This is a genomic window from Actinokineospora sp. NPDC004072 (assembly GCF_053604195.1).
On record NZ_JBSGHB010000003.1, the window covers coordinates 25,291 to 47,853 of the forward strand.

At 72.3% G+C, this 22,563-nt stretch carries 23 protein-coding genes, 1 tRNA gene and 2 CRISPR repeat arrays; of the genes, 19 read left to right on the forward strand and 5 right to left on the reverse strand.

The window, feature by feature from the left end; all coding sequences use genetic code 11:
- Positions 1–20: 20 nt before the first annotated feature.
- From ACWEPX_RS04880 to ACWEPX_RS04890, 3 genes are all read right to left on the reverse strand, one after another.
- Positions 21–215, reverse strand: coding sequence for a DUF1918 domain-containing protein (locus ACWEPX_RS04880; protein WP_451895767.1), 195 nt, complete (start codon positions 213–215; stop codon positions 21–23).
- 77 nt (positions 216–292) lie between these two features.
- Positions 293–520 (reverse strand): hypothetical protein, encoded by a 228-nt coding sequence (locus ACWEPX_RS04885; protein ID WP_451895768.1) that lies wholly within the window; start codon positions 518–520, stop codon positions 293–295.
- Positions 521–794: 274 nt separating this feature from the next.
- A CRISPR array of direct repeats spans positions 795–1,189; the repeat unit is 28 nt; unit sequence GTCGTCCCCGCGCACGCGGGGCTGGTCC.
- A gap of 91 nt (positions 1,190–1,280) precedes the next feature.
- Positions 1,281–1,796: a CRISPR direct-repeat array (repeat unit 28 nt; unit sequence GTCGTCCCCGCGCACGCGGGGCTGGTCC).
- Between the two features lie 570 nt (positions 1,797–2,366).
- Positions 2,367–2,439 (reverse strand) — tRNA-Thr (locus ACWEPX_RS04890).
- Between the two features lie 173 nt (positions 2,440–2,612).
- On the opposite strand from ACWEPX_RS04890, the gene ACWEPX_RS04895 reads away from it, so the two are divergent.
- The 14 genes from ACWEPX_RS04895 to ACWEPX_RS04960 all read left to right on the forward strand — a co-directional run bounded on the left by ACWEPX_RS04895 (position 2,613) and on the right by ACWEPX_RS04960 (position 16,378).
- The gene (locus tag ACWEPX_RS04895) at positions 2,613–3,992 is read left to right on the forward strand and encodes a threonine/serine ThrE exporter family protein (RefSeq protein ID WP_451896162.1); all 1,380 of its coding nucleotides are present in this window, start codon (positions 2,613–2,615) and stop codon (positions 3,990–3,992) included.
- A gap of 85 nt (positions 3,993–4,077) precedes the next feature.
- Positions 4,078–5,526 carry an alpha,alpha-trehalose-phosphate synthase (UDP-forming) gene (locus ACWEPX_RS04900; protein WP_451895769.1) on the forward strand — a complete coding sequence of 483 codons (1,449 nt, stop codon included), beginning with the start codon at positions 4,078–4,080 and terminating at the stop codon, positions 5,524–5,526.
- Positions 5,527–5,562: 36 nt separating this feature from the next.
- Positions 5,563–8,091, forward strand: coding sequence for a trehalose-phosphatase (gene otsB / locus ACWEPX_RS04905; RefSeq protein ID WP_451895770.1), 2,529 nt, complete (start codon positions 5,563–5,565; stop codon positions 8,089–8,091).
- 79 nt (positions 8,092–8,170) lie between these two features.
- Entirely contained in the window at positions 8,171–8,641 is a 471-nt protein-coding gene (locus ACWEPX_RS04910) for a hypothetical protein (protein WP_451895771.1), read from the forward strand.
- Between the two features lie 5 nt (positions 8,642–8,646).
- On the forward strand, positions 8,647–9,267 hold the full coding sequence (locus ACWEPX_RS04915; protein ID WP_451895772.1) for a DUF3558 domain-containing protein: 621 nt from the start codon (positions 8,647–8,649) through the stop codon (positions 9,265–9,267).
- A gap of 3 nt (positions 9,268–9,270) precedes the next feature.
- Positions 9,271–10,584 (forward strand): hypothetical protein, encoded by a 1,314-nt coding sequence (locus ACWEPX_RS04920; protein WP_451895773.1) that lies wholly within the window; start codon positions 9,271–9,273, stop codon positions 10,582–10,584.
- A gap of 3 nt (positions 10,585–10,587) precedes the next feature.
- Positions 10,588–11,343 carry an ESX secretion-associated protein EspG gene (locus tag ACWEPX_RS04925; protein WP_451895774.1) on the forward strand — a complete coding sequence of 252 codons (756 nt, stop codon included), beginning with the start codon at positions 10,588–10,590 and terminating at the stop codon, positions 11,341–11,343.
- Between the two features lie 218 nt (positions 11,344–11,561).
- Entirely contained in the window at positions 11,562–12,434 is an 873-nt protein-coding gene (locus ACWEPX_RS04930) for a helix-turn-helix domain-containing protein (RefSeq protein WP_451895775.1), read from the forward strand.
- Positions 12,431–12,601: a DUF397 domain-containing protein gene (locus ACWEPX_RS04935; RefSeq protein ID WP_451895776.1), complete on the forward strand. Its 171-nt coding sequence runs from the start codon at positions 12,431–12,433 to the stop codon at positions 12,599–12,601. The genes ACWEPX_RS04930 and ACWEPX_RS04935 overlap by 4 nt, the downstream gene beginning before the upstream one ends.
- A 55-nt stretch (positions 12,602–12,656) precedes the next feature.
- Positions 12,657–13,259, forward strand: coding sequence for a DUF4178 domain-containing protein (locus tag ACWEPX_RS04940; RefSeq protein ID WP_451895777.1), 603 nt, complete (start codon positions 12,657–12,659; stop codon positions 13,257–13,259).
- A complete protein-coding gene (locus ACWEPX_RS04945; RefSeq protein WP_451895778.1) occupies positions 13,256–13,693 on the forward strand; it encodes a DUF4247 domain-containing protein in 438 nt (145 codons plus the stop codon). Before ACWEPX_RS04940 ends, ACWEPX_RS04945 begins: the two co-directional genes overlap by 4 nt.
- Complete coding sequence (locus ACWEPX_RS04950; protein ID WP_451895779.1) at positions 13,690–14,397, forward strand: hypothetical protein; 708 nt, start codon at positions 13,690–13,692, stop codon at positions 14,395–14,397. Before ACWEPX_RS04945 ends, ACWEPX_RS04950 begins: the two co-directional genes overlap by 4 nt.
- 5 nt (positions 14,398–14,402) lie before the next feature.
- Positions 14,403–14,825, forward strand: a complete 423-nt coding sequence (locus ACWEPX_RS04955; RefSeq protein WP_451895780.1) for a DUF350 domain-containing protein — start codon at positions 14,403–14,405, stop codon at positions 14,823–14,825.
- On the forward strand, positions 14,822–16,378 hold the full coding sequence (locus ACWEPX_RS04960; RefSeq protein WP_451895781.1) for a polyamine aminopropyltransferase: 1,557 nt from the start codon (positions 14,822–14,824) through the stop codon (positions 16,376–16,378). The genes ACWEPX_RS04955 and ACWEPX_RS04960 overlap by 4 nt, the downstream gene beginning before the upstream one ends.
- 1 nt (position 16,379) lies before the next feature.
- Here the strand turns inward: ACWEPX_RS04960 and radA are convergent, their stop codons facing one another.
- Both radA and ACWEPX_RS04970 read right to left on the reverse strand, forming a co-directional pair.
- On the reverse strand, positions 16,380–17,735 hold the full coding sequence (gene radA / locus ACWEPX_RS04965) for a DNA repair protein RadA (RefSeq protein ID WP_451895782.1): 1,356 nt from the start codon (positions 17,733–17,735) through the stop codon (positions 16,380–16,382).
- Between the two features lie 91 nt (positions 17,736–17,826).
- Positions 17,827–18,522, reverse strand: coding sequence for a hypothetical protein (locus tag ACWEPX_RS04970; protein ID WP_451895783.1), 696 nt, complete (start codon positions 18,520–18,522; stop codon positions 17,827–17,829).
- A 267-nt stretch (positions 18,523–18,789) separates the two neighbouring features.
- On the opposite strand from ACWEPX_RS04970, the gene ACWEPX_RS04975 reads away from it, so the two are divergent.
- The 5 genes from ACWEPX_RS04975 to cysS all read left to right on the forward strand — a co-directional run bounded on the left by ACWEPX_RS04975 (position 18,790) and on the right by cysS (position 22,563).
- Positions 18,790–19,281 carry a CarD family transcriptional regulator gene (locus ACWEPX_RS04975; protein ID WP_189208689.1) on the forward strand — a complete coding sequence of 164 codons (492 nt, stop codon included), beginning with the start codon at positions 18,790–18,792 and terminating at the stop codon, positions 19,279–19,281.
- An 18-nt stretch (positions 19,282–19,299) separates the two neighbouring features.
- A complete protein-coding gene (gene ispD / locus ACWEPX_RS04980) occupies positions 19,300–19,977 on the forward strand; it encodes a 2-C-methyl-D-erythritol 4-phosphate cytidylyltransferase (RefSeq protein WP_451896163.1) in 678 nt (225 codons plus the stop codon).
- Entirely contained in the window at positions 19,974–20,435 is a 462-nt protein-coding gene (gene ispF / locus ACWEPX_RS04985) for a 2-C-methyl-D-erythritol 2,4-cyclodiphosphate synthase (RefSeq protein WP_451895784.1), read from the forward strand. The genes ispD and ispF overlap by 4 nt, the downstream gene beginning before the upstream one ends.
- A gap of 19 nt (positions 20,436–20,454) precedes the next feature.
- On the forward strand, positions 20,455–21,117 hold the full coding sequence (locus ACWEPX_RS04990) for an HAD family hydrolase (protein ID WP_451895785.1): 663 nt from the start codon (positions 20,455–20,457) through the stop codon (positions 21,115–21,117).
- A gap of 63 nt (positions 21,118–21,180) precedes the next feature.
- Entirely contained in the window at positions 21,181–22,563 is a 1,383-nt protein-coding gene (gene cysS / locus ACWEPX_RS04995) for a cysteine--tRNA ligase (RefSeq protein ID WP_451895786.1), read from the forward strand.

Below are 22,563 nucleotides of genomic sequence, written 5' to 3' on the forward strand. Positions count from 1 at the left end.
CGCCCCCGCCCGACCCACCGTTAGTCGCTCGCCTGTCGCGGCTCAACGATGCAGTCCGGGCCCGGGTGCACGATCGTCTCGTGCCCCACCCCGTCGCGGACCCGATAGGGCGGCGCCCCATCGACCCCCAACACCTCGACGATCTCCAGCACCCGGTCGTGCCTGCCCACGACCTTGCCGTGGACCACCAGCCGGTCTCCAGATCGGGCGTGCACAGCAAACCCCTTCCCGGTAGGCAACGCCGTCGAGTATTCCGCGTCCCCAGCCCGCGCGCGAGACCACGCCACCCACCTCACCGAAACTCGTGCACGACCTCGATCAGCCCGACGATGTGCCGGTTGAATTCGTCGAGCTCCTCAGCGGGCACCCACAGCTCCAAGATCGTCCGGCCCCCGGCCTGCTGCACGGGATACCGCCGCAGGAATTCCGCGTCCACCCGAAACCGCGTCACATACCCGACCCCGTGATGAGGCACATTCCACTCCCGCGCGATCTTGATCGCGTACTCCTCGTTGAGCACGGGATAGAAGATCGGCTGCTCGGGAAGCCGCGCAGGCCAAGCCCGCCACCCACCCCGCCGAACCAACTCCAACTCCTCCGGCCCAGTAGGACGCCACAACGTCGTCGTCGCCCCCACCTGAACCACCTCCCCCAAGTCGATCAATCCACCAAAGCCTACTGACCCATCACATCACCCAACCGCTTCCAAGCCCTACTAATTCAACACTAGCTGAAAAGTGCGCAAACTGATTCCAGAACGCCCCATGACGCGCTATCGTCCCTGGTCAGCAAGTGTCGTCCCCGCGCACGCGGGGCTGGTCCGGGCACGCGGCGGGCGCAGATCGAGATGGCCAAGTCGTCCCCGCGCACGCGGGGCTGGTCCCCCCAGGAACGGTGCCTGATGAAAGGCTCCTCGGTCGTCCCCGCGCACGCGGGGCTGGTCCCCCGTCGTCGGTGGCGTGGTGCGGCTCGATGTAGTCGTCCCCGCGCACGCGGGGCTGGTCCCGGCCTGCGCGCCGCTCGCGGCCGAGACCGACTGTCGTCCCCGCGCACGCGGGGCTGGTCCCCGACAAAAGAAATTATGACGTCCTGGCGTGTGGTCGTCCCCGCGCACGCGGGGCTGGTCCTCCCTCCAAGCACGAAGGCGACCGCCCGATTGGGTCGTCCCCGCGCACGCGGGGCTAGTCCCTGCGGCGCGCGGGTCAGCATCGAGGAGCACGAGTCGTCCCCGCACGCGGGGCTGGTCCTCGCCGGGTTCTTGACGGGCGCATCGTTGGTTGGTCCTCCCCGCGCACGCGGGGCTGGTCCGCTGCGCCTCTACGTGGAGCCCTACCACCTGGCGTCGTCCCCGCGCACGCGGGGCTGGTCCCACGCCATCGCCATCGCCGGAACACCGTCGATCGTCGTCCCCGCGCACGCGGGGCTGGTCCGGTGTTCTCCTCGATGGCACGGGTTATCAGTGGGTCGTCCCCGCGCACGCGGGGCTGGTCCGGTCCCGCGCCCGTTAGCCCAGGGTCGTGGGCCGTCGTCCCCGCGCACGCGGGGCTGGTCCCAGGTCGTGCAGGTTGGGCATGTCGTCCTCCATGTCGTCCCCGCGCCCTCGGGGCTGGTCCGCACTTCCACCGCTCGATCTCCTACGACCTGGTGTCGTCCCCGCGCACGCAGGGCTGGTCCCCCCGAGGCGGTCAGGCCGGAACCGGCCAGCACCTCGTCCCCGCGCACGCGGGGCTGGTCCCTCTCCTCGGCCTTCGGGCAGAGCTGGCGGCCCGTCGTCCCCGCGTACGCGGGGCTGGTCTCGACGGCTGCACAGAAAATTGTTCTGTGGGGGCTTTGCGCCAGGTCGCGGTGATCTGGGCTGCCCGGGGCGGGTTCGGCTGGCGGGGTTGGGTTGGATGGATCTTGGCGACCTCGGCGGAGGTTGAAGGTGAGCCCAATCCCAGCGGGCTGCGGCGCGCCAAGGCACCTGGATGCGGAGTGAGTCTTGGGGACTGTCGACTTCAGCAGCGGTCTGCTGCGGTGGGGCTGGCATTCGAGGGCCGTGCAGTTGGTCTCGGCGCAGTAGGGGTTGGGCAGCCGCGGCGGGACGGCGGCTGGGTGGGCGCTTGTGCTTGATCACACCGACTCGCGCGGCTCGTTCATGGTGTTAATAAACGGCTGACCTCGCGGCGGCGGCTGCCTCGGCGCAGTTCGATGTGCACCTCTGCTGCAGGCGCGTTCTTCCAACTCGGACGCGGAACTTGGTGCGCAGGCGCTTGCCGGGGTCCGCCATCCCCATGTGAGCTGCCCCAGATCTGCGGGCCGTTGCCGCGAGTGACTCTCCGCGGATCTTGGGCGCGCACGGAGCGGGGCTACCTACGCTGGTAGAGAGCCGGCAGCGGGACTTGAACCCGCAACCTTTCGCTTACAAGGCGAGTGCTCTGCCAATTGAGCTATGCCGGCGTGGGCGCGGGTGGTGGGCGCGCCGGGGGTCATCCTAAGGGCTGCGCGGTTGCGGGTAGCGGGGAGTTACCCGAGCGTGGGGGCGGCCACTGCAACGTACTGGTGGGGTCATCCGATCAATCAGGTAGGAGGTGGTAGTGGTGTGGTTCGCTCAGCGGGGGCGGGCGAATGGGATGTGGTGGCAGACGAAGGCCGAGCCGCCGGTGTGGGGGGCGGTGCACGGGCCAGAGCTGCCCGATGACCGGCGGGTCAACGTGGTGCTGGATCTCGCGCTGCGGGTCGGGGACGTGCAGATGGCGTCGGGGGCCGGGGCGGCGGATGTCACGGCGACGATGCTGGCCGTGACCGGGGCGTACGGGCTGCCGCACTGCGAGGTCGACGTCATCTTCACCTCCATCACCATCGCCTGCCACCGGGGCACGGAGATGTCCCCGGTGACCTCGCTGAGGGTCGTGCGCTCGCGCAGCCTGGACTACACGCGGCTGGCGCACCTGGAGACCCTGGTCCGCGACATCACCGCGGGCCGGGTCGCGCTCGAGGACGCGCACACCGAGTTGGACCGGATCGTCAACGCGAACCACCCCTACCCGCGGTGGGTGGCGACGCTGGCGTGGGCGGGGATGGCCGCTGCGGTGACCATCCTCATCGGCGGGCAGCCCGCGATGGCCGCGTGGGCCGCGTTGATCACCGCCGTCGTCGACCGGGTGGGGCGGGTGCTCAACCGGCGGGCCCTGCCCTTCTTCTTCCAGCAGCTCGCAGGCGGCCTGCTGGCGACGGGCGGGGCGCTGGCGCTGCTGTCCAGCGGGGTGCTGCCCGCCGCCCGGCCGACCGTGCTCGTCGGAGCCGCCATCACAGTTCTGCTGTCCGGGCTCTCCGTCGTCTCCACCGTCCAGGACGCGATCTCCGGGTACAACGTCACCGCCGCGGGCCGCGCGATGGAGGTCTCGCTGATGACCGCGGGGCTCATCGCGGGCGTCGTGCTCGCGCTGAACATCTCCGTCTCGCTCGGGATGCCCTACCAGCCGCTGGCCGACCCGCTGCCGCAGACGGCGCTGCGGCTGCCCGTGCAGGCGCTCGCGGGCGCCGCCGCGGCCGGGTGCTTCGCCCTGGCCAGCTACGCCACCCCCAAGGCCCTGCTCATCGCCAGCGCGGCGGGCGGGCTCGGGGCCGCCGGGTACGGCGCGCTGTCGCTCAGCGGCACCGGGCCCATCACCGCATCGGCTGGGGCCGCGGTCGCCGTCGGGTTCGCGGGCGGGCTCATCGCGCGCAGGCTGCGGATGCCGCCGCTGGTCATCGCCGTGTCCGGGATGGTGCCGCTGCTGCCCGGCCTGACCACCTACCGCGCGCTCTACGAGCTGGCCATCGAGAAGAGCACCACCGGCATCCCCACCCTGATGACCGCCGCGGCCATCGCGCTGGCCCTGGCCGCGGGCGTGGTGCTCGGCGAATTCCTGGCCCAGCCGGTCCGCACGGGCCTGAGCAGGCTCGAGCGCAAGATCGCCGGGCCGCGGATGTCCGGGCCGCTGCGGCCCACCAGGCGGCGCCTGGAGTAGCGAACGTGAGCGCCGCCACCCCCTTCCCCACCAGACGCAGGACGCGCGACGGGCCAACCCTGGTTAGCCTCGAAAGAGGGCAACTATGAGGAGGCAACCGCTCGTGAGCAGCAGAAACGGCTCGGACTTCATCGTCGTGGCCAACCGTCTGCCGGTGGACCTGGAGCGCCTCCCCGACGGCACCACCCGCTGGAAGCACAGCCCCGGTGGGCTCGTCAGCGCCCTGGAGCCCTTCCTCCGCAACCACAAGGGCGCCTGGGTCGGCTGGCCGGGCGTGCCGGACGCGGAGGTCGACGACTTCGAGGAGGACGGCCTGGCGCTGCGCCCGGTCGGCCTGACCGCGACCGAGGTGCGCGACTACTACGAGGGCTTCTCCAACGCCACGCTGTGGCCGCTCTACCACGACGTCGTGGCCCCGCCGGTGTTCGACCGGGCCTGGTGGGACGCCTACGTCAAGGTCAACCACCGCTTCGCCGACGCCTGCGCGAAGGCGGCCGCGCCCAACGCGACGGTCTGGGTGCAGGACTACCAGCTGCAGCTGGTGCCTGCGATGCTCCGCGACCAGCGCCCCGACCTGCGGATCGGGTTCTTCCTGCACATCCCGTTCCCGCCGACCGAGCTCTACATGCAGCTGCCGTGGCGGGCCGAGATCGTGCGCGGGCTGCTCGGCGCCGACCTCGTCGGCTTCCACCGGCCCGGCGGCGCGCAGAACTTCCTCTGGCTGGCCCGGCGGCTGCTGGGCCTGGAGCCGACCCGCGGCGCGGTCGGCGTGCGCACGCGGCCCGGCGTCATCCAGGTCGGCGACCGCGCCGTGCGGGTGGGCGCCTTCCCGATCTCCATCGACTCCGCCGGGCTGGACGCGCTGGCCCGCAAGAAGGAGACGATCAGCCGGGCCCAGCAGATCCGCGCGGACCTGGGCAACCCGAAGAAGGTCATGCTCGGCGTCGACCGCTTGGACTACACCAAGGGCATCGACCTGCGGCTCAACGCGCTGCGCGAGCTGCTGTCCGAGGGCCGGGTCGACCCGGCCGACGTGGTGATGATCCAGCTCGCCACGCCCAGCCGCGAGCGGGTCGAGCACTACCAGCGCATGCGCGACGAGATCGAGCTGACCGTCAGCCGGATCAACGGCGAGTTCGGCCGGGTCGGGCACCCCGTCGTGCACTACCTGCACCAGTCGGTCGACCGGGCCGAGCTGGCGGCGTTCTTCTCCGCCGCCGACGTCATGCTCGTCACGCCGCTGCGCGACGGCATGAACCTGGTGTGCAAGGAGTACGTCGCGTGCAGGCACGACCTCGGCGGGGCGCTCGTGCTCAGCGAGTTCGCGGGCGCGGCCGCCGAGCTCACCAGCTCCTTCCTCGTCAACCCCCATGATCTTGACGGCGTCAAGAACGCCATGCACGCAGCCCTCACGATCGATCCAGCGGAGGGTCGCCGTAGGATGCGCGCTCTGAGGCGTCAGGTGCTCACGCACGACGTCGACCGTTGGGCTCGCTCGTTCCTAGACGCGCTGGACCCTGACAGCAACCATTGAGAGAACCGAGCCCCCGCACATCCTGAGGAGAAGGCGTTGACCGCCGAGGCCCTGCCCGCCGAGCTGCGGCGCGCGATCGTCCAGATCGCCCGCACTCCGCGCCTGCTGGTCGCCTGCGACTACGACGGCACACTCGCGCCCATCGTCAACGACCCCGAGCAAGCGCGGCCGCTCCCGGAAGCGGTGAACGCGCTGCGGGCGCTGGCAGGACTGCACGAGACCACCGCCGCGGTGATCTCCGGGCGCGCGCTGCGCGACCTGGCCACCCTGTCCCGCCTGCCCTCGGAGGTCCACCTCGTCGGCTCGCACGGCTCGGAGTTCGACGTGGGCTTCGTGCACGCCATCGACGCCGACGCGCGGCGGCTGCACCGGCGGCTCAAGGCCGACCTGGAGATCCTGGTCGAGGGCGAGCCGGGCGTGCAGCTGGAGGTCAAGCCCGCCAGCATCGCCGTGCACGTGCGCCGCGCCGACGCCGACGTCGCGGCGCGCGTGCTGGACGCGGTCCGCAAGGGGCCGTGCACCTGGGACGGCGTGCACGTCACCGAGGGCAAGGCGGTCATCGAGCTGGCCGTCGTGCAGACCGACAAGGGCCACGCGCTGGACATCCTGCGCCACCAGGCGGGCGCGACGGCGACGGTGTTCGTCGGCGACGACGTGACCGACGAGAAGGCCTTCGCCCGCATCACCGGCCCGGACCTGGGCATCAAGGTCGGCGACGGGGAATCGCTTGCGGGCTACCGCATCGATGACCCGACGGCGGTCGCAACCATGCTGGCGTTCCTCCTGGAGGAGCGCAGGGCGTGGCTGTACGGCGAGCAGGCGGTGCCGATCGAGCGGCTGACGATGCTGGCCAACGAGCGCTCGGTCGCCTTGGTGACTCCGGACGCGCGGCTGACCTGGCTCTGCCACCCGGAACCGGACTCCGCTTCGATCTTCGCCGACCTGCTCGGCGGGCCGGGCGCCGGGCACTTCAGCGTCTCCCCCGAGCGCGGCGGGCTGCCGCTGGGCCAGCGGTACCTGCCCGGCACGATGACCGTGGAGACCCGCTGGTCGGGCCTGCTGGTCACCGACTTCCTCGACAACGACGCCGAGCCCTTCCGCACCGACCTCACCCGGGTGCTCAGCGGCAGCACGACCGCGCTGGTGGAGTTCGCGCCGCGGCCGGAGTTCGGGCAGGTGCAGGTGCGGCTGGAGGCGCGCGCCGACGGGCTGCTGGTGCAGGGCACCGGCGAGCCGATCGCGCTGCGCTCCCCCGGCGTCGCCTGGGAGATCGTCTCCGACGGCATGCACGACTCGGCCCGGGCGCGGGTGGAGCTGCGGCCGGACGAGCCGGTGGTCTTCGAGCTGCGCTGCGGCACCGACGAGCTCGACCCGCACCCGGTGCCGGTCGAGGAGCGCAAGGCGGTCGCGGGGGCGTACTGGTCGCGCTGGCTGGACACGCTCGTGCTGCCGCCGGTGGAGAAGGACCTGGTCGCCCGCTCGGCGCTGACCCTGCGCGGGCTCTGCCACGAGGAGACCGGCGCGATCATGGCGGCGGCGACCACCTCGCTGCCCGAGGAGATCGGCGGCATCCGCAACTGGGACTACCGCTACTGCTGGCTGCGCGACGCATCGATGACGGCCAAGGCGCTGGTGTCGCTGGGCTCGCTGGCCGAGGCCGAGGCGTTCCTGCGCTGGCTGCACGCGGTGCTGGCGACCCTGCCCGGCCCGGAGCGGCTGCACCCGCTCTACACGATCGCGGGCACGACGCTGCCGCCCGAGGCCGTGATCGACACCCTGCCCGGCTACGCGGGCTCGCGCCCGGTGCGGGTGGGCAACCTGGCCAACCAGCAGGTCCAGCTGGACGTGTTCGGCCCGGTGGTCGACCTCGTCGCGGCGCTGTCGGAGGCCAGGGGCTCGCTGACCGACGACGACTGGCGCATGGTGTGCGCGATGGCCGAGGCCGTCGCCCGCCGCTGGCACGAGCCCGACCACGGCATCTGGGAGGAGCGGCACCGGCCGCGCCACCACGTGTACTCCAAGGTCATGTGCTGGCTGACGATCGACCGCGCGATCAAGCTCGGCAAGGCGCACGGCCGCGCGCTGGAGCCCGAGTGGGAGTCGCTGCGCGACGAGATCGCCAACGACGTGCTGACCAAGGGGTGGAACGAAGAGGTCCAGTCCTTCACCACCGCCTACGACGGCACCGACCTCGACGCGGCGACCCTGCTGATCGGGATGGTGGGCCTGATCGACCCCGCCGACCCCCGCTTCCAGGCGACCGTCACCGCGACCGAGGCCGAGCTGCGCAGCGGCTCGACCGTCTACCGGTACCACCGCGACGACGGCCTGCCCGGCGACGAGGGCGGCTTCCACCTGTGCGCGGCGTGGATGATCGAGGCGTACCTGCTCACCGGCAGGCGCACCGAGGCCGAGGACCTCTTCGCCCAGATCGTCGACGCCGCGGGCCCCACCGGCCTGCTCCCCGAGGAGTACGACCCGGTGGCCGAGCGGTCGCTGGGCAACCACCCCCAGGCGTACTCCCACCTGGGTCTGATCAGGTGCGCCCAACTGCTGTCCGCCTGATTTCCCCAATCGGCCCATGCCTGATCCGCCCGATCGGTACCCTGTCGGGCGGATACAGGTGTGCGACGGGGAGGCATCCATGCCGGACGGGACCGGTACCGAGCCCACGAACGACCAGCCGCCCGCACCGGGCGACCAGATCGACCAGCAGGTCAACCTGATCAGCGTGCTGGAGCGCCTGCCCTTCCTCGGCCCAGCCGCCACCGCCATGTACTCCTCCGGCGGCGGCGGCGAAGGCGGCCGCTTCGCCATCTCCAGCCTCGCCGAACTCGACGCCCTCATCACCCGCTGGCAGGGCATCCTCGACAAGATCGACGAGAGCCGCAGCAAGCTCGACGACGCGCTCGCGCACGTCCTGCCCCCGGCCGAGGACGGCCCGAGCAACTTCGAGGCGGAGAAGACCAAGGCCAGCCTCCAGGCCGCGCTCGAGCACAACATCGTGATGGCGGACTACGCCGCGGGCTACATCAAGAAATTGCAGGCTGCTCGCGCGGACTACGCAGGCACTGAGAGCGAGAACACCGCCACCGTCAACAATTCTGGAGCCTGACCGACATGTCGACGCGGTTCATCGGAGCGGCCGTCATCGCCGCCTGCGCCATCGGGCTCAGTGCGTGCAGCGAGAGCGGAACGCCCACCCCCGGCGACGGACGTGCGACCACCACGGCGCCCCCTTCGGCCGAGACGACCACGACGACCGCCGCGGGGGACGACCGCTTCGGCGCGCCGCACGTCGAGAACCCGCTGGACGCGGCGAAGCAGCTCGAAGACCCGTGCACCTCCCTCACCTCCGCCCAGTTGCGCACCCTGGGCGGCTTCCAGGAGTTCAGCTCGGATCCGGAGGACACCGATCCCTCCTGCCTCTGGAAGAACGAGGACCTGGTCACGATCGCGGTGTCCTACATCACCGCCAACAAGAACGGCTTGGCCGACCTCTACCGGGGGCAGCAGCAGGGGCAGTGGGCGTACTGGGAGCCGACGACCGTGAGCGGCTATCCGGGCGTCTTCCAGCACGCCAGCGACAACCGGGCGCGGGGCTACTGCACCATCTCCGTCGGCGTGACCGATGAGCTGCACTTCTCCGCGACCATCAGCCGCGGGGACAAGGCCCAGGCGTGTGACCAGATCAAGGACGTTGCCGCAGCAGTTGTCGACACCCTGAAGGGCGGAGGCTGAGCCATGTCGTTCCAGATGCAGTGCATGTCCGGCCAGGCGATCTACGACAACTTCGTCAACGGTCGCGGGGGTGAGGAGCTGGTCCAGGCGGCCACGAAGGTCGACGGGGCCAAGCAGGAGTACGACACGCTCGCCGCCGAGATCCGGTCGCTGGCCATCGACATGGAGGCGATCTGGGAGGGGCCCGCGGCGGGGGCCGCGCAGCGCGGCGCCGGGCCGCTGGCGGTGGAGCACGAGCTGGCGCAGCCGGAGCTGCACAACGTGCAGGACCTGACCAACCGGCAGGTCGAGTCGTACAACACGGCCAAGAGCCAGGTGCAGCCGGTGCCGGATGTGCCGGAGGAGCCGGGGTTCTGGGACAACGTGTTCAGCCTCGGTGGGGCCGGGGACGACTACGAGAAGCAGGTCCAGGCCAATCGGGCGGCCAACGACAACAACGTGCAGGTCATGCAGGCCTATGAGAGCGCGTCGCTCTACAACGGTGAGAGCATGCCCACGCAGTACGGGCAGATGCAGCCCGACAACTCGCAGATCACCGTGAACAAGCCCGGTGGCGGCGGGGATGGCGACGGCAACGGGACCGGGGACGGGTGGCGGAATGTGACGCCGCCGTCGGGCAGCCCCGATGACAACCGGGGCAGCTGGGACACCGGGGGCAGGCCGCCGACGAACCCGTCGGGGTACGACCCGACCAACCCCAGCGGCTACCAGCCGCCCCCGGGCGGTGGGCCCGGGCCGTACCCGGGTCCGACGCCGGGGCCCTACCCCGGTCCGACGCCGGGACCCGGGCCGTACCCGCCCGGTGGCCCCTACCCGCCTGGCGGTCCGTACCCGCCCGGTGGCCCGTACCCGCCGGGCGGTGGGCCGGGCGGCGGCAATCCGGGCGGGCGTCCGCCGGGGGTGCCGGGTGGCCGTCCGCCGGGGGTGCCCGGCGGGCCTGGTGGGCCGGGTGGCACGCCGCCGACGCGCGGGCCGGGCATGCCCGGTGGGCCGGGCGCGTCCGGTGGGCCGAACGGCGGGCCGCGCGCAGGCGGGGCCGGGTTCGGGCCGGGCATGGGCGTCGGCGCCGAGGAGGCCAGGGCCGGGGCCCGCAGCGGGTTCGGCGGCGGCGCCGGGGCCGGTGGGCTCGGCGGCGCGGCGGGCGCTGGCGGGGCCGGTGGGCGCGGTGGCGCGCCGATGGGCGGTGGCGGCGCGGGGGCACGCGGCCAGGGCGGGGAGGACGAGGAGCACACGCGGGCTTCCTTCCTCGTCGAAGACGACCCGGACAGCCTGTTCGGGACCGACCAGATGACGGCTCCGCCGGTGATTGGGGAGTAGTAGGTGCTGGACAGGCCGCTCAGGCTGTCGGTCAACACCGTCGCGCGGACGGTGAAGGCCGAACGGCTCGGGCAGTTGCACACCGCCATCGCGCCGGAGGCCCTGTGGTTCCCGCGCGATGAGGACCGGCTGGCCGAGCAGATGGCCCGCGACGAGCTCGCCCGCGCCGGTGGCATCGACCACCGCGGGCGGGTCGACGCGGACATGCTGGCCACGCTGGCGATGCTGTGCACGCCGCGGGCGGAGTTCTACGGCTGGATCAGCCAGCAGAAGCGGACGGCGGGCGTCCTGGTCGCGGTGACCGGGCGCACCGCCCTGCTGGTGATGAACGACGACGGCATGGTCACCATCACCCCGGTCAACCCGGAGGCGCCCGCGGAGGCGCTGGTGGCGCAGACGCCGGAGGTGCCGCCCGGGCGCGGCCAGGTGATCACCGTCTTCGGCGAGGACGTGCGGAACTCGGCAGACGGTCGGCAGCGCACCGCCGCCGGGGTCGGCACCCGGGCGGCCCCGCCGCAGGTGCGCGAGATCCAGCGGATCACCGCGCTGCCGACGACGGGCGGCGGGCAGCTGTTCACCGCAGTCCGCGACAACTCCGGCCGCCGCCACCGCGTGGAGTGGCCGCTGCGCTACGCCGACACCGTGCAGGGCCGCTACCTCAACCTGACGCTGCCCGGCGATCGCGTGATGGTCGGCCCGGCCGACCGGCGGGCGCTGTCCGGCAGGCTGTACGAGCTGCACCGCAACCTGACCCGCTGACCGGCGCAATGCGATGCGGATATGCGCCGGATCGAATGCGACCGATCATTGTCCCGTTCGGCCGATCGCTTTCTCCACAGCGCCAAACCGTTTTCCGCCAGGGGAAGTAGCCACTTCGAGAAGCGGCTAACGATACAAGATCGCACTACCAAATCACGCCAGTACACGATGGGGTGATCATCCTTGCCGCTGCAATCCGCGGTCGAAATGATCGCCCCATGCCAATCGAGGACCCCGCGGTCGCGCGCATTCAGCTCGGGCTGCTCCTGCGTGCGCTGCGCACGGGCAACCAGCTCTCCACGATGACGACGGGCCGGGCCGTCGGCACCTCCAACGCCACCATCAGCCGGGTCGAGACGGGCAAGCAGGGGATCAGCCAGGCCGACCTGCTCAACCTGCTCGACGTCTACCGGGCAAGCGAGGAGGCGGTGGCCGACGCCCTGCGCCTGCACGCGGCCAGCAAGCTGCGGCGGCGGGCGAACGCCTACTACGACAGCATCCCGCCGTGGTTCCGCCGCTTCATCGCGATGGAGGAGGAGGCCACCCAGCTGGCGATCTACGAGAACGAGGTCGTCACCGGCCTGTTCCAGACCGAGGACTACGCCAGGGCGCTCATGCAGGCGTGGACGCCGGTGGCCGGCCGCTCGGAGATCGACTTCCGGGTCGAGCAGCGGATGGACCGCCAGGAGATCCTCACCCGCGACGACCGGCGGCCCTCGCGGGTGGACGTGGTCATGCTGGAGGCCGTGCTGCACCGGGTGATCGGCGACGACGAGGTGATGGCGGGCCAGCTCGGCAAGCTGCTGGAGCTGTCGAAGCTGCCCAACGTCAGCCTGCGGATCCTGCCGTTCCGGGCCGCGCCGACGCCCAACAACGATCACACCTTCGTGGTCTACCGCCCGTTCACGCTGCTGCGGCTGCCGGAACAGGGCACGCTGCTCTACCTGGAGGACTTCCAGGGCGCGACCTACCCGGAGGACCTGGCCGTCATCGAGAGGTACAGCCAGGCGTTCGAGCGGCTGCGCGTGGCCGCGGCCGACCTCGACGCCTCCCGGGAGATGATCACCACGATGCTGAAGGAGTACGGATGAGCGAGCGCGGGACCTGGCGCAAGAGCAGCCGCAGCGCGGGCGGCGGCCAGTGCGTCGAGGTGGCCGTGACGCCCACCGCCGCCGCCCTGCGCGACTCGAAGAACCCCGACGGCGGCGTCCTGGTCGTGCCGTTGGTCGCGATTAGGACACTCCTGCGGCAGCTCTGACCCGCGATCCCCTACAGTCCCGGGCTGATTCAGCCAATCGGGTAGGGGGTCGCAAGTGGACGCGCTCGGCATCGTCCTGCTGATCGTGGTGGCCGCGGCCGTCGGCGCGCTCATCGCGGGCCTCGTGCTGCGCAAGCGGCAGCAGCAACCAGCGCAGCCGCCGCCGCCGAAGGACCCCTTCGCCGACGACGACCACCACGCCGTCTACGGCGACCCGCGCCGCCTCAGGGCAGGCGACCTGGTCGAGCTGCGCGGCGTCCCCTACTCCGTGCGCGGCTCCCTGCGCTGCGACGAGGGCGGGTGGACCTGGTCGGAGCACCTGCTGGAGACCGCGGCCGAGGAGCGGGTCTGGCTCTCCGTCGAGGAGGACCCCGACCTCGTGCTCGTCGCCTGGACCGAGGTGGACACCGACCTGCAGCCCGGTCCCCGCAAGATCGCCTTCGACGGCCGCGAGTACACCTCGGACGAGAAGGGCTCCGCCGCCTACACCACCGAGGCCACGACCGGTCTCCAGGACGGCACGGTCCGCTACCACGACTACGAGAGCGGCGACCGCCTGCTGTCCTTCGAGTCCTACGGGGACGCACCCTGGGAGGCCGCCACCGGCGAGCGGCTGTCCACCTACGACGTCAAGATCTTCCCGGCGGCGTCGGCATGAGCACCACGACCAAGCCCAAGACCTGGTTCTGGATCGCGGGCATCTTCGCCGCGATCGCCGCGATCATCGCCATCACGATGCTCGCCCGCGGCACCTCCGTGCGCGACTACGTGCAGGACAGCTACACCCGCGCGGCGAACCTCGACCAGGACGACGAGATCGCCTACACCAGCACCGCCGACCCGAGCACGGTCACCGCGGCCATCGTCGGGGCGTGGAAGCCGGTGGCGCAGTACGCCGACGCCAGCGGGGTCTACCTGCGCTACAACGACGACATGGTGCTGGTGCGCCCGCACAACGGCGGCAGCGTCATCCGCGTCGACGACGTCGACCGCGCCTACCGCCGCTACCACTCGCACGTCAGCAGCTCGTGGGGCTGGACCTCCGGGCACGGCGAGTCCTTCCGCGGCCGCGGACCGGGGGCGGGCAAGTGAGCGAGCAGCAGGCCAAGAAGCTCTCCAAGCCCGTCGCGTGGCTCATCGTGGTGGGCACGTGCGTGGCGGTCATCGTCGCCGTGATCGCGGGCGCGGCGAGCAGCGACGACAACGACCTCACGGTCTCGGTGCCCACCGGCCAGGAGACCGCCGACCTCGTGCAGAAGCTCGCCGAGGCCGAGGAGGCGCACGGCATCTGCTACGGCTGGGTGCTGACCGACGCGGACAAGCCCAGCGACGAGGAGGTGGTCAGCAGCGGGTCCAGCCGCGGCGCGGGCACCAGCGCCGAGGAGTGCCAGCGCTACGTCTGGGTGGACGCCCGGGTCGACTACGAGTCCGAGAGCAGCTCGTTCGAGGACTCGGCCAGCATCATCGTCCACGCCTCCCCCGGCCTGCCCGAGCCCTCCGCCGTCGACCTGGAGCGGCTGGGCGTCACCCAGGAGGCGCTGCTGGCCGAGCCCGCCGCCGCGGTCGGCTACGGCGCGCTGGCGCTGCCCCTGCTGATGGCCGAGGACGGCGTGGTCGAGCCGCTGCCGACCACCCCGGCCGCCGCCGCGCCCGCGACGCCGATCGGCCGCCCCGGCTCGGACTTCGTCGGCAACCACACCGGCGGGCTGATCGCCCTGGGCGTCGTCGGCGGCCTGGCCCTGCTCTGCCTCATCGTCGGTCTGACCATCCGCATCCGCGGGAGAGAAGCGAGGTAACCCCCGTGTCCGAACTGCTGACCGGACTGCTCGGCACCCTGGCCTACGCGGGCGCCGGGCTGGTGCTGATGGCCTTGGGCTACGTGCTGGTCGACGTGGCCACCCCGGGCAGGCTGGCCGACCTGATCTGGACCGAGCGCAACCGCAACGCCGCCATCCTGCTGTGCTCGGGGCTGCTCGGCATCGGCATCATCCTGACCACCGCGATCCTGACCAGCGCCGACGACCTGGGCACCGGCCTGGCCAACACCGCGGTCTACGGCCTGCTCGGCCTGGCGATCATGGCGCTGTCGTTCGTCATCATCGACGTGCTCACCCCGGGCAAGCTCGGCGAGGTCATCTGCGCCGAGGAGCACCACCCCGGCGTGTGGGTCTCGGCGGTCGCGCACCTGGTCGTCGCCGTGGTGATCGCCGCCGCGATCACGTGAGCGAGCAGGCGGTCGACGGACCCGCCCGCGCCCGTCCGGCGCGGGTGGCGCTGCTGGCGACCGTCTTCATCTGCGCGGCCTGCGGCCTGGTCTACGAGCTGGCGCTGGTCGCGCTGGGCAGCTACCTGATCGGCGACACCGTCGGGCAGGCGTCGATCGTGCTGTCGCTGATGGTGTTCGCGATGGGCATCGGCGCGCTGCTGGCCAAGCCGCTGCAACGGCGGGCCGCGGTGTCCTTCGCGCTGGTCGAGCTGGTGCTGGCCCTGCTGGGCGGCCTGAGCGTGCTGCTGCTCTACGCCGCGTTCGCCTGGCTGAGCCTCTACACCCCCGCGCTGATCGCGATGGCGCTGGCGCTGGGCGTGCTGATCGGCGCGGAGATCCCGCTGCTGATGGAACTGCTCCAGCGGATCAGGGCGCAGGCGGCGGGCTCGGCGGTCGCCGACCTCTTCGCCGCGGACTACGTCGGCGCGCTGCTGGGCGGGCTGGCGTTCCCGTTCGTGCTGCTGCCGGTGTTCGGGCAGATCGAGGGCGCGCTGGTGGTGGGGATCGTCAACGCGGTGGCCGGGCTCGGCCTGGTGCTGACGGTGTTCCGCGGGGAGATCGGCAGGCGCGGCAAGGCGGTCCTGGTCGGCGGCGCCATCGCGGTGTTCGGGGTGCTGGGCGGGGCGTACGCGCTGGCCGAGGACTTCGAGGTCACCGCGCGGCAGGCGCTCTACGCCGACCCGGTGGTGCACGCCGAGCGCACCCCCTACCAGGACATCGTGATCACCGAGTCGGTGGCGCTGTCGGGCAACCGGGACGTGCGGCTGTTCCTCAACGGCGACCTCCAGTTCAGCTCGGTCGACGAGTACCGCTACCACGAGGCGCTGGTGCACCCGGCGATGGCCGGGCCGCACGGCCGGGTGCTCATCCTCGGCGGCGGCGACGGCTTGGCCCTGCGCGAGGTGCTGCGCTACCCCGACGTCAGCGCGGTCACGCTGGTCGAGCTGGACCCGGCGATGATCGAGCTGGCCAGGACCGACGAGCGCCTGGTCGAGGCGAACGGGCGCTCCTTGGACGACCCGCGGGTCACCGTCCGCACCGAGGACGCCTTCACCTGGCTGCGCACCGTGACCGCGGACTACGACGTCATCGTGGTCGACATGCCCGACCCCGACTCCACGGCGACGGCCAAGCTCTACTCGATCGAGTTCTACGGCCTGGTCGCGCAGGCCCTCGCCCCCGAGGGGCGGATCGTGGTGCAGGCGGGCTCCCCGTTCTTCGCCCCGCACGCCTACTGGTGCATCGAGAAGTCGCTGCGGGAGGCCGGGCTGGCCACCGCCGCTTACCAGGTGACCGTGCCGTCATTCGGCGAGTGGGGCTTCCACCTGGCAGCGCGGACGACCCCCGCGCTGCGCCTGCCCGGCCTGCCGCTGCGCTCGCTGGACGAGCCGACGCTGGCCGCGGCCGCCGTCTTCCCCCCGGACCGGCGCGCCCCCGCGGACGTCCGGGCGTCGACGCTGATGGACCCGGTCATCCTGCGCTACTCCCGCCAGGAGTGGACGAACTACTGAGCTATCCCCGCAGGACCTGGAGGTTGTTCATCGCCGACCCGAGGTCGCGGACCACGCGGACCTGGAGGCCGTCGGGCACATCGCCGCAGTCGGGTGGGATGAGGGCCTTGGTGAAGCCCAGCCGCAGGGCCTCGGCGAGGCGGGCGCGCACACCGCCGACGCGGCGCACCTCCCCGGCCAGGCCGACCTCGCCGAGGACGACGAGATCCGGTGGCAGGGCGACGTCCTTGGCCGCGGTCGCCACGGCGAGCGCGACGGCGAGGTCGGCCACCGGCTCGGCCACCTTCATCCCGCCGACGGTCGCGGCGAAGACGTCCCGGTCGCCCAGCCGGACGCCGCCGCGGCGCTCCAGCACGGCCAGGACCATCGCCACCCGGGCCGAGTCGAGGCCGCTGACCGCCCGCCGCGGGGTGTTGAGCGGGGAGCTGGCGACGAGCGCCTGCACCTCCACCAGCATGGGCCGCTTGCCGTCCATCGCCACGGTGACCGCGGTGCCCGGCACGCCGACGTCGTGGCGGTTGAGGAACAGCCCGGACGGGTCGGGGACGTCGACGATGCCGCGGTCGACCAGCTCGAAGCAGCCCACCTCGTCGGCGGGCCCGAACCGGTTCTTCACCCCGCGCAGCATGCGCAGGCTGGAGTGGCGGTCGCCCTCGAACAGCAGCACCACGTCGACCAGGTGCTCCAGCACCCGGGGCCCGGCGATGGACCCCTCCTTGGTGACGTGCCCGACGAGCAGCACCGGCAGCGACCGGTCCTTGGCGAGGGCGACCAGCGCGGCGGTGACCGCCCGCACCTGGGTGACGCCGCCCGGGGTGCTGTCGACCTCCGGCGACGACAGCGTCTGCACCGAGTCCACGACGAGCAGGCCGGGCTTGATGTCGTCCACGTGGCCCATAACCGCGGAGACGTCGCTCTCGGCGGCCAGGAACATGTTCGGGTCGACGTTGCCGGTGCGCTCGGCCCGCAGCCGCACCTGGCCCGCCGACTCCTCGCCGGTGACGTACAGCGTCGGCCCGCTGGCCCGCCTGGCCCACTGGTAGGCGACTTCGAGCAGCAGCGTCGACTTGCCGACCCCGGGCTCGCCCGCCAGCAGCACGACCGCCCCGGGCACGAGCCCGCCGCCCAGCACCCGGTCCAGCTCGCCGACCCCGGTGGACTGCGCCCGCGCGGACTCGACGTCGACCTGATCGATGGGCCGGGCGGGCGCGCTCGGCGCGCCCGCGGCCACCCGGCCGGGCCGCGACGGCGCGACCTCGCGCAGGGTGTTCCACGCCTGGCACTCCGGGCACCGCCCGACCCACTTGACGACCGCGGTGCCGCACTCGGCGCAGCGGTACCCGCCCTTGCTCACCACGCGGCGACGCTATCGCCCGGCCCCGACAGGCCCGGTGACCGCATGGCGGTGGGTCACCGAACCCGCGGGGACGGGGCGTCAGCAGCCCGGGTCAGTGCCCCGAGGAGCCGGAGCCCGAGGACTGGCGCGACTCCGCGGGGGCGGCGATCGGCAGCTGCAGGGTCACCGCGCCCGCCTTGGCGAAGACGAAGGTGACCGGGTAGACGCGGCCGGGATAGAGGTCCTCGGTGAGGCCGTCGAGCAGGATGGTCAGCTTGCCGCGCTCGACCGCGCCCGTGGTGCCCGCAGGCGCCGTGGTGGTCGTGGTGGCCGCGGTGGTCGCCCCGGTCGTCGTCGCGCCGCCCGTCCCGGTGGTCGTGGGCGCGGTGGTGGTCGCCGAGGTGGTCGTCGCCGTCGGGGGCTCGGCCTTGAAGTCCTCGTTCGGGGTGCCGACCGACAACGTCACCCCACCGGGCAGCGCGGTGTCACCGGTGAGGGTGACCGAGCGGGCGATCGGGCTCGACACCTCGACCAGGGTGTCGGACTCGGTGCCGGGGTTGATCAGCGCCGCGATCAGCGCGGCCTGGCCGCCCTGCGGGTAGTGGCCGCCGTCGGGGTAGGCCAGCTCGGCGTTGCGGACGGCGATGCCGCCCGCGTCGGCGTTGACCCCGTTGACGGCCGGGAGCTGGGAGTCCGTCTGGGTGATCTGCCCCGCGCCGCAGGCCGCCGTGGCCAGGAGCGCGGCCAGGCCGACGGCCAGGGACGCGCGGCGCAACCGACCGGACGAGTTCTGCTCTGCACGGCTCACGGGTGGGCTCCTGCGGTTGAGGCTTGCGTTCGGACCGAAGGGTAGCCGCCGCAATCACCCGCGACCGCGCGTGGTGGGCGAAAGCACGGTGATGATCAGGTCCACTGTGGAGATTTTGGCATTCCGGCCAAGAGCTGGGCGAGCACGATCGAAGGGCCGTTGTCAACCCCCCATCTGGCCTGTGACCTGCGCAGACCGAACGCGGGTTGAGCTGTTCGGGAGTGCGACTCGTGTTAAGATGGGACCAGCGAAAGGGGCAGAGGACACATGGTTTTCAAGGTCGGAGAGACCGTCGTCTACCCGCACCACGGTGCCGCACTCATCGAAGCGATCGAGACCCGCGTGATCAAGGGCGAGGAGAAGAAGTACCTCGTCCTCAAAGTCGCGCAGGGCGACCTCACGGTCCGCGTTCCCGCTGACAACGCCGAGATCGTGGGCGTCCGGGACGTCGTGGGCCAGGAGGGCCTCAACCGCGTGTTCGATGTGCTGCGCGCTCCGCACACCGAGGAGCCGACCAACTGGTCGCGTCGGTACAAGGCCAACCTGGAGAAGCTCGCGTCCGGTGACGTGAACAAGGTGGCCGAGGTGGTGCGCGACCTCTGGCGGCGGGAGAAGGACCGCGGCCTGTCCGCAGGCGAGAAGCGGATGCTGGCCAAGGCCCGGCAGATCCTGGTGAGCGAGCTCGCGCTGGCCGAAGGCACCGACGAGGGCAAGGCCGAGGTGCTGCTCGACGAGGTGCTGGCAGCCGCGGCGGTCTGACGTCCGCCCGTGGCACAACTGAACTCGGCCGTGGCCCTGGTGCCCGCGGCCGGTCGCGGAGAACGTCTCGGCTACGGGATGCCCAAGGCGCTCGTGCCGGTCCGCGGCACACCTTTGCTCGTCCATGCCGTACGTGGCCTGCTGGATTCCGGCCGCGTGCGGCATGTTGTCATCGCGGCCCCGCCCGACGACCTCGCCGCCGTGTCCGCCCTGGTCGCGGGGCTGCCGGTGGACGTGGTGGCCGGGGGCGCCGACCGCACCGAGTCGGTCGGGAACGCGCTGCGGCACGCCGTCGCCGCCCACCCGGACGCCACCGTCGTGCTGGTGCACGACGCGGCGCGGGCGTTCACCCCGCCGCAGGTCGTGGCGCGGGTGGTCGACGCGGTCGCGGCCGGGGCGGAGGCCGTCGTCCCGGTGTTGCCCGTCGCGGACACCGTCAAACGGGTGGACGCGGCCGGTGTGGTCTTGGACACCCCCGACCGCTCGGCGCTTCGCGTTGTCCAGACCCCTCAGGGGTTCACGGTGAAGACCCTGCTCAGGGCCTACGAGAACGCGATCCCGGCGACCGACGACGCCGGATTGGTCGAACAGCTCGGGGTGCCGGTGGCGACCGTCGCCGGGCACCCGCATGCGATGAAGGTCACAACCGCACACGACCTGGCCGTGGCGGAGAAGGTGCTGGTGGAGGGCTTGTGAGGGTCGGCATCGGCACCGACGTGCACCCGATCGAGGTCGGCAGGGAGTGCTGGATCGCCGGGCTGCGCTGGGACGGCGTGGACGGCTGCGCAGGCCACTCCGACGGCGACGTCGCCGCGCACGCCCTGTGCGACGCGCTGCTGTCGGCCGCGGGCCTGGGCGACCTGGGCGCGGTGTTCGGCACCGGCGACCCGCGGTGGGCGGGCGCGCACGGGGTGGACCTGCTCGCCGAGGTGCGGCGGCTGCTCGACGGCGCTGGCCTGCGGGTGGGCAACGCGGCCGTGCAGGTGATCGGCAACCGGCCGAAGATCGGCACGCGCCGCGCGCAGGCGCAGGAGGTGCTCTCGGCCGCGGTCGGCGGGCCGGTCTCGGTCTCCGGGACGACCACCGACGGGCTGGGCCTGACCGGCCGCGGCGAGGGTGTGGCGGCGGTCGCAACGGCGCTGCTGCTCGGCTGATGCGGCTACGGTGGACGGCGTGACCATCCGCGGTGTCCTGTTCGACTTCTCCAGCACCCTCTTCCGCCTCGAACCGGACGTGTCGTGGCTGGCGGGCACGGGCCTGGACGGGCACGCCCAGACCGAGGTGATGGTGCAGCTGACGCTGGGGCCGTCCAAGCACCTGCCGGACGACCTGCGCGCCGACTGGGACCGCCGCGACCTCGACCCCGAGACCCACCGCCGGGTGTACCTGGCGGCCTACCGGGCCGCGGGGATGGACGTCGCGCCCGGCGTGGTGGAGCAGGTCTACGCCAAGATGCTCGACCCGGCGTCGTGGCGGCCGTACCCGGACACCGCGGCCGCCGTCGCGGCGGTGCGCGCCGCGGGGCTGCCGGTCGGGGTGCTGAGCAACATCGCCTGGGACATCGAGCCGACGCTGCGGGCGCACGGCATCGAGGTGGACGCCTACGTGCTCTCCTACGTCGAGGGCGTGGTGAAGCCGGACCCGAAGATCTTCGAGATCGCCTGCGAGCGGATCGGGGTCGCGCCCGCCGAGACGCTGATGATCGGCGACAGCGCGGAGGCCGACGGCGGCGCGACGGCGCTGGGCTGCCGGTTCGCCAGGGTGGCCCCGGTCAGCACGGATGAGCGGCCGGATTCGCTGCTCAACGCGCTCACCGCGTACGGCATCGCGGTCTGAGTCACAGCGCGCACTACCATTGTCGCGCACAGCGCGATCCCGCCTACCCACCACGGAGCCCCCGTGCCTCTGCTCCTGCACGACACCGCGACCCGCACGACGCGCGAGTTCACGCCCCGGACACCCGGCAAGGCGTCGATCTACGTCTGCGGCGCGACGGTGCAGGGCGTCCCGCACATCGGCCATATGCGAGGCGGGCTCAACTTCGACGTGCTGCGCCGGTGGCTGGCCAGCGGCGGCCTGGACGTCACGCTGGTCCGCAACGTCACCGACATCGACGACAAGATCCTGACCAAGGCCGCCGCGGCGGGCAGGCCGTGGTGGGAGTGGGCGGCCACCCACGAGCGGGCCTTCCAGCAGGCGTACGCGCTGCTGGGCTGCCTGCCCGCGTCGGTGGAGCCGCGCGCCACCGGGCACATCACCCAGATGATCACGCTGATGGAGCGGCTCATCGCCGCGGGCAGCGCCTACGCCGCCGAGGGCAACGTGTACTTCGCGGTGGCCTCCTACCCCGAGTACGGCGCGCTGTCCGGGCAGCGGCCCGACGACGTGCAGCAGGGCGAGGACCTCGCGGCGGGCAAGCGCGACCCGCGGGACTTCACCCTGTGGAAGGCGGCCAAGCCGGGCGAGCCGTCCTGGCCGACGCCGTGGGGCGCCGGGCGGCCGGGCTGGCACCTGGAGTGCTCGGCGATGGCCGAGGCGTACCTGGGCGCGGAGTTCGACATCCACGGCGGCGGCATCGACCTGATCTTCCCGCACCACGAGAACGAGCAGGCCCAGTCGCGCGCGGCGGGCGACGGGTTCGCCCGCTACTGGCTGCACAACGCCTGGGTGACGATGAGCGGCGAGAAGATGGCCAAGTCGCTGGGCAACACCGTCTCGATCCCGGAGATGGTCCAGCGGGTGCGGCCGCAGGAGCTGCGCTACTACCTGGTCGGGCCGCACTACCGCTCCAACATCGAGTACAGCGAGGCCGCGCTGGCCGAGGCCGAGCGCGCCTACCAGCGCATCGAGTCGTTCGTCCGGCACGTGGTCGCCCGCACCGGCGCGGTGGACCTGGGCGAGCTGCCCGCGGGCTTCACCGCGGCGATGGACGACGACCTGTCCACCCCCGCGGCGCTGGCCGAGGTGCACAACGCCGTGCGCACCGGCAACCGGGCGCTCGACGCCGGGGACGACGCGGCCGCGCGGGCGGCTGCGGCGTCGGTCCGGTCCATGATGGACATCCTGGGCCTGGACCCGCTGGCGTGGGCGGACCCCAGCGGCAGCTCCGGCCTGCACAAGGCGCTGGACGACCTGGTGGGCAGCCTGCTGGAGGAGCGCCAGCGGGCCCGCGCCGACCGGGACTTCGCGCTGGCCGACACCATCCGCGACCGGCTGCTGGCCGCGGGCGTCGCCGTCGAGGACACCCCCGACGGTCCGAAGTGGACTTTGAAGGACGAGTAG

What these genes read in the sequence shown, in the direction of transcription:
- ACWEPX_RS04895 (WP_451896162.1), top strand. Translation starts at nt 2,613, where the DNA reads ATGTGGTGGCAGACGAAGGCCGAGCCGCCGGTGTGGGGGGCGGTGCAC.
- ACWEPX_RS04900 (WP_451895769.1), top strand. Translation starts at nt 4,078, where the DNA reads ATGAGGAGGCAACCGCTCGTGAGCAGCAGAAACGGCTCGGACTTCATC.
- ACWEPX_RS04910 (WP_451895771.1), top strand. Translation starts at nt 8,171, where the DNA reads ATGCCGGACGGGACCGGTACCGAGCCCACGAACGACCAGCCGCCCGCA.
- ACWEPX_RS04915 (WP_451895772.1), top strand. Translation starts at nt 8,647, where the DNA reads ATGTCGACGCGGTTCATCGGAGCGGCCGTCATCGCCGCCTGCGCCATC.
- ACWEPX_RS04920 (WP_451895773.1), top strand. Translation starts at nt 9,271, where the DNA reads ATGTCGTTCCAGATGCAGTGCATGTCCGGCCAGGCGATCTACGACAAC.
- ACWEPX_RS04930 (WP_451895775.1), top strand. Translation starts at nt 11,562, where the DNA reads ATGCCAATCGAGGACCCCGCGGTCGCGCGCATTCAGCTCGGGCTGCTC.
- ACWEPX_RS04935 (WP_451895776.1), top strand. Translation starts at nt 12,431, where the DNA reads ATGAGCGAGCGCGGGACCTGGCGCAAGAGCAGCCGCAGCGCGGGCGGC.
- ACWEPX_RS04945 (WP_451895778.1), top strand. Translation starts at nt 13,256, where the DNA reads ATGAGCACCACGACCAAGCCCAAGACCTGGTTCTGGATCGCGGGCATC.
- ACWEPX_RS04975 (WP_189208689.1), top strand. Translation starts at nt 18,790, where the DNA reads ATGGTTTTCAAGGTCGGAGAGACCGTCGTCTACCCGCACCACGGTGCC.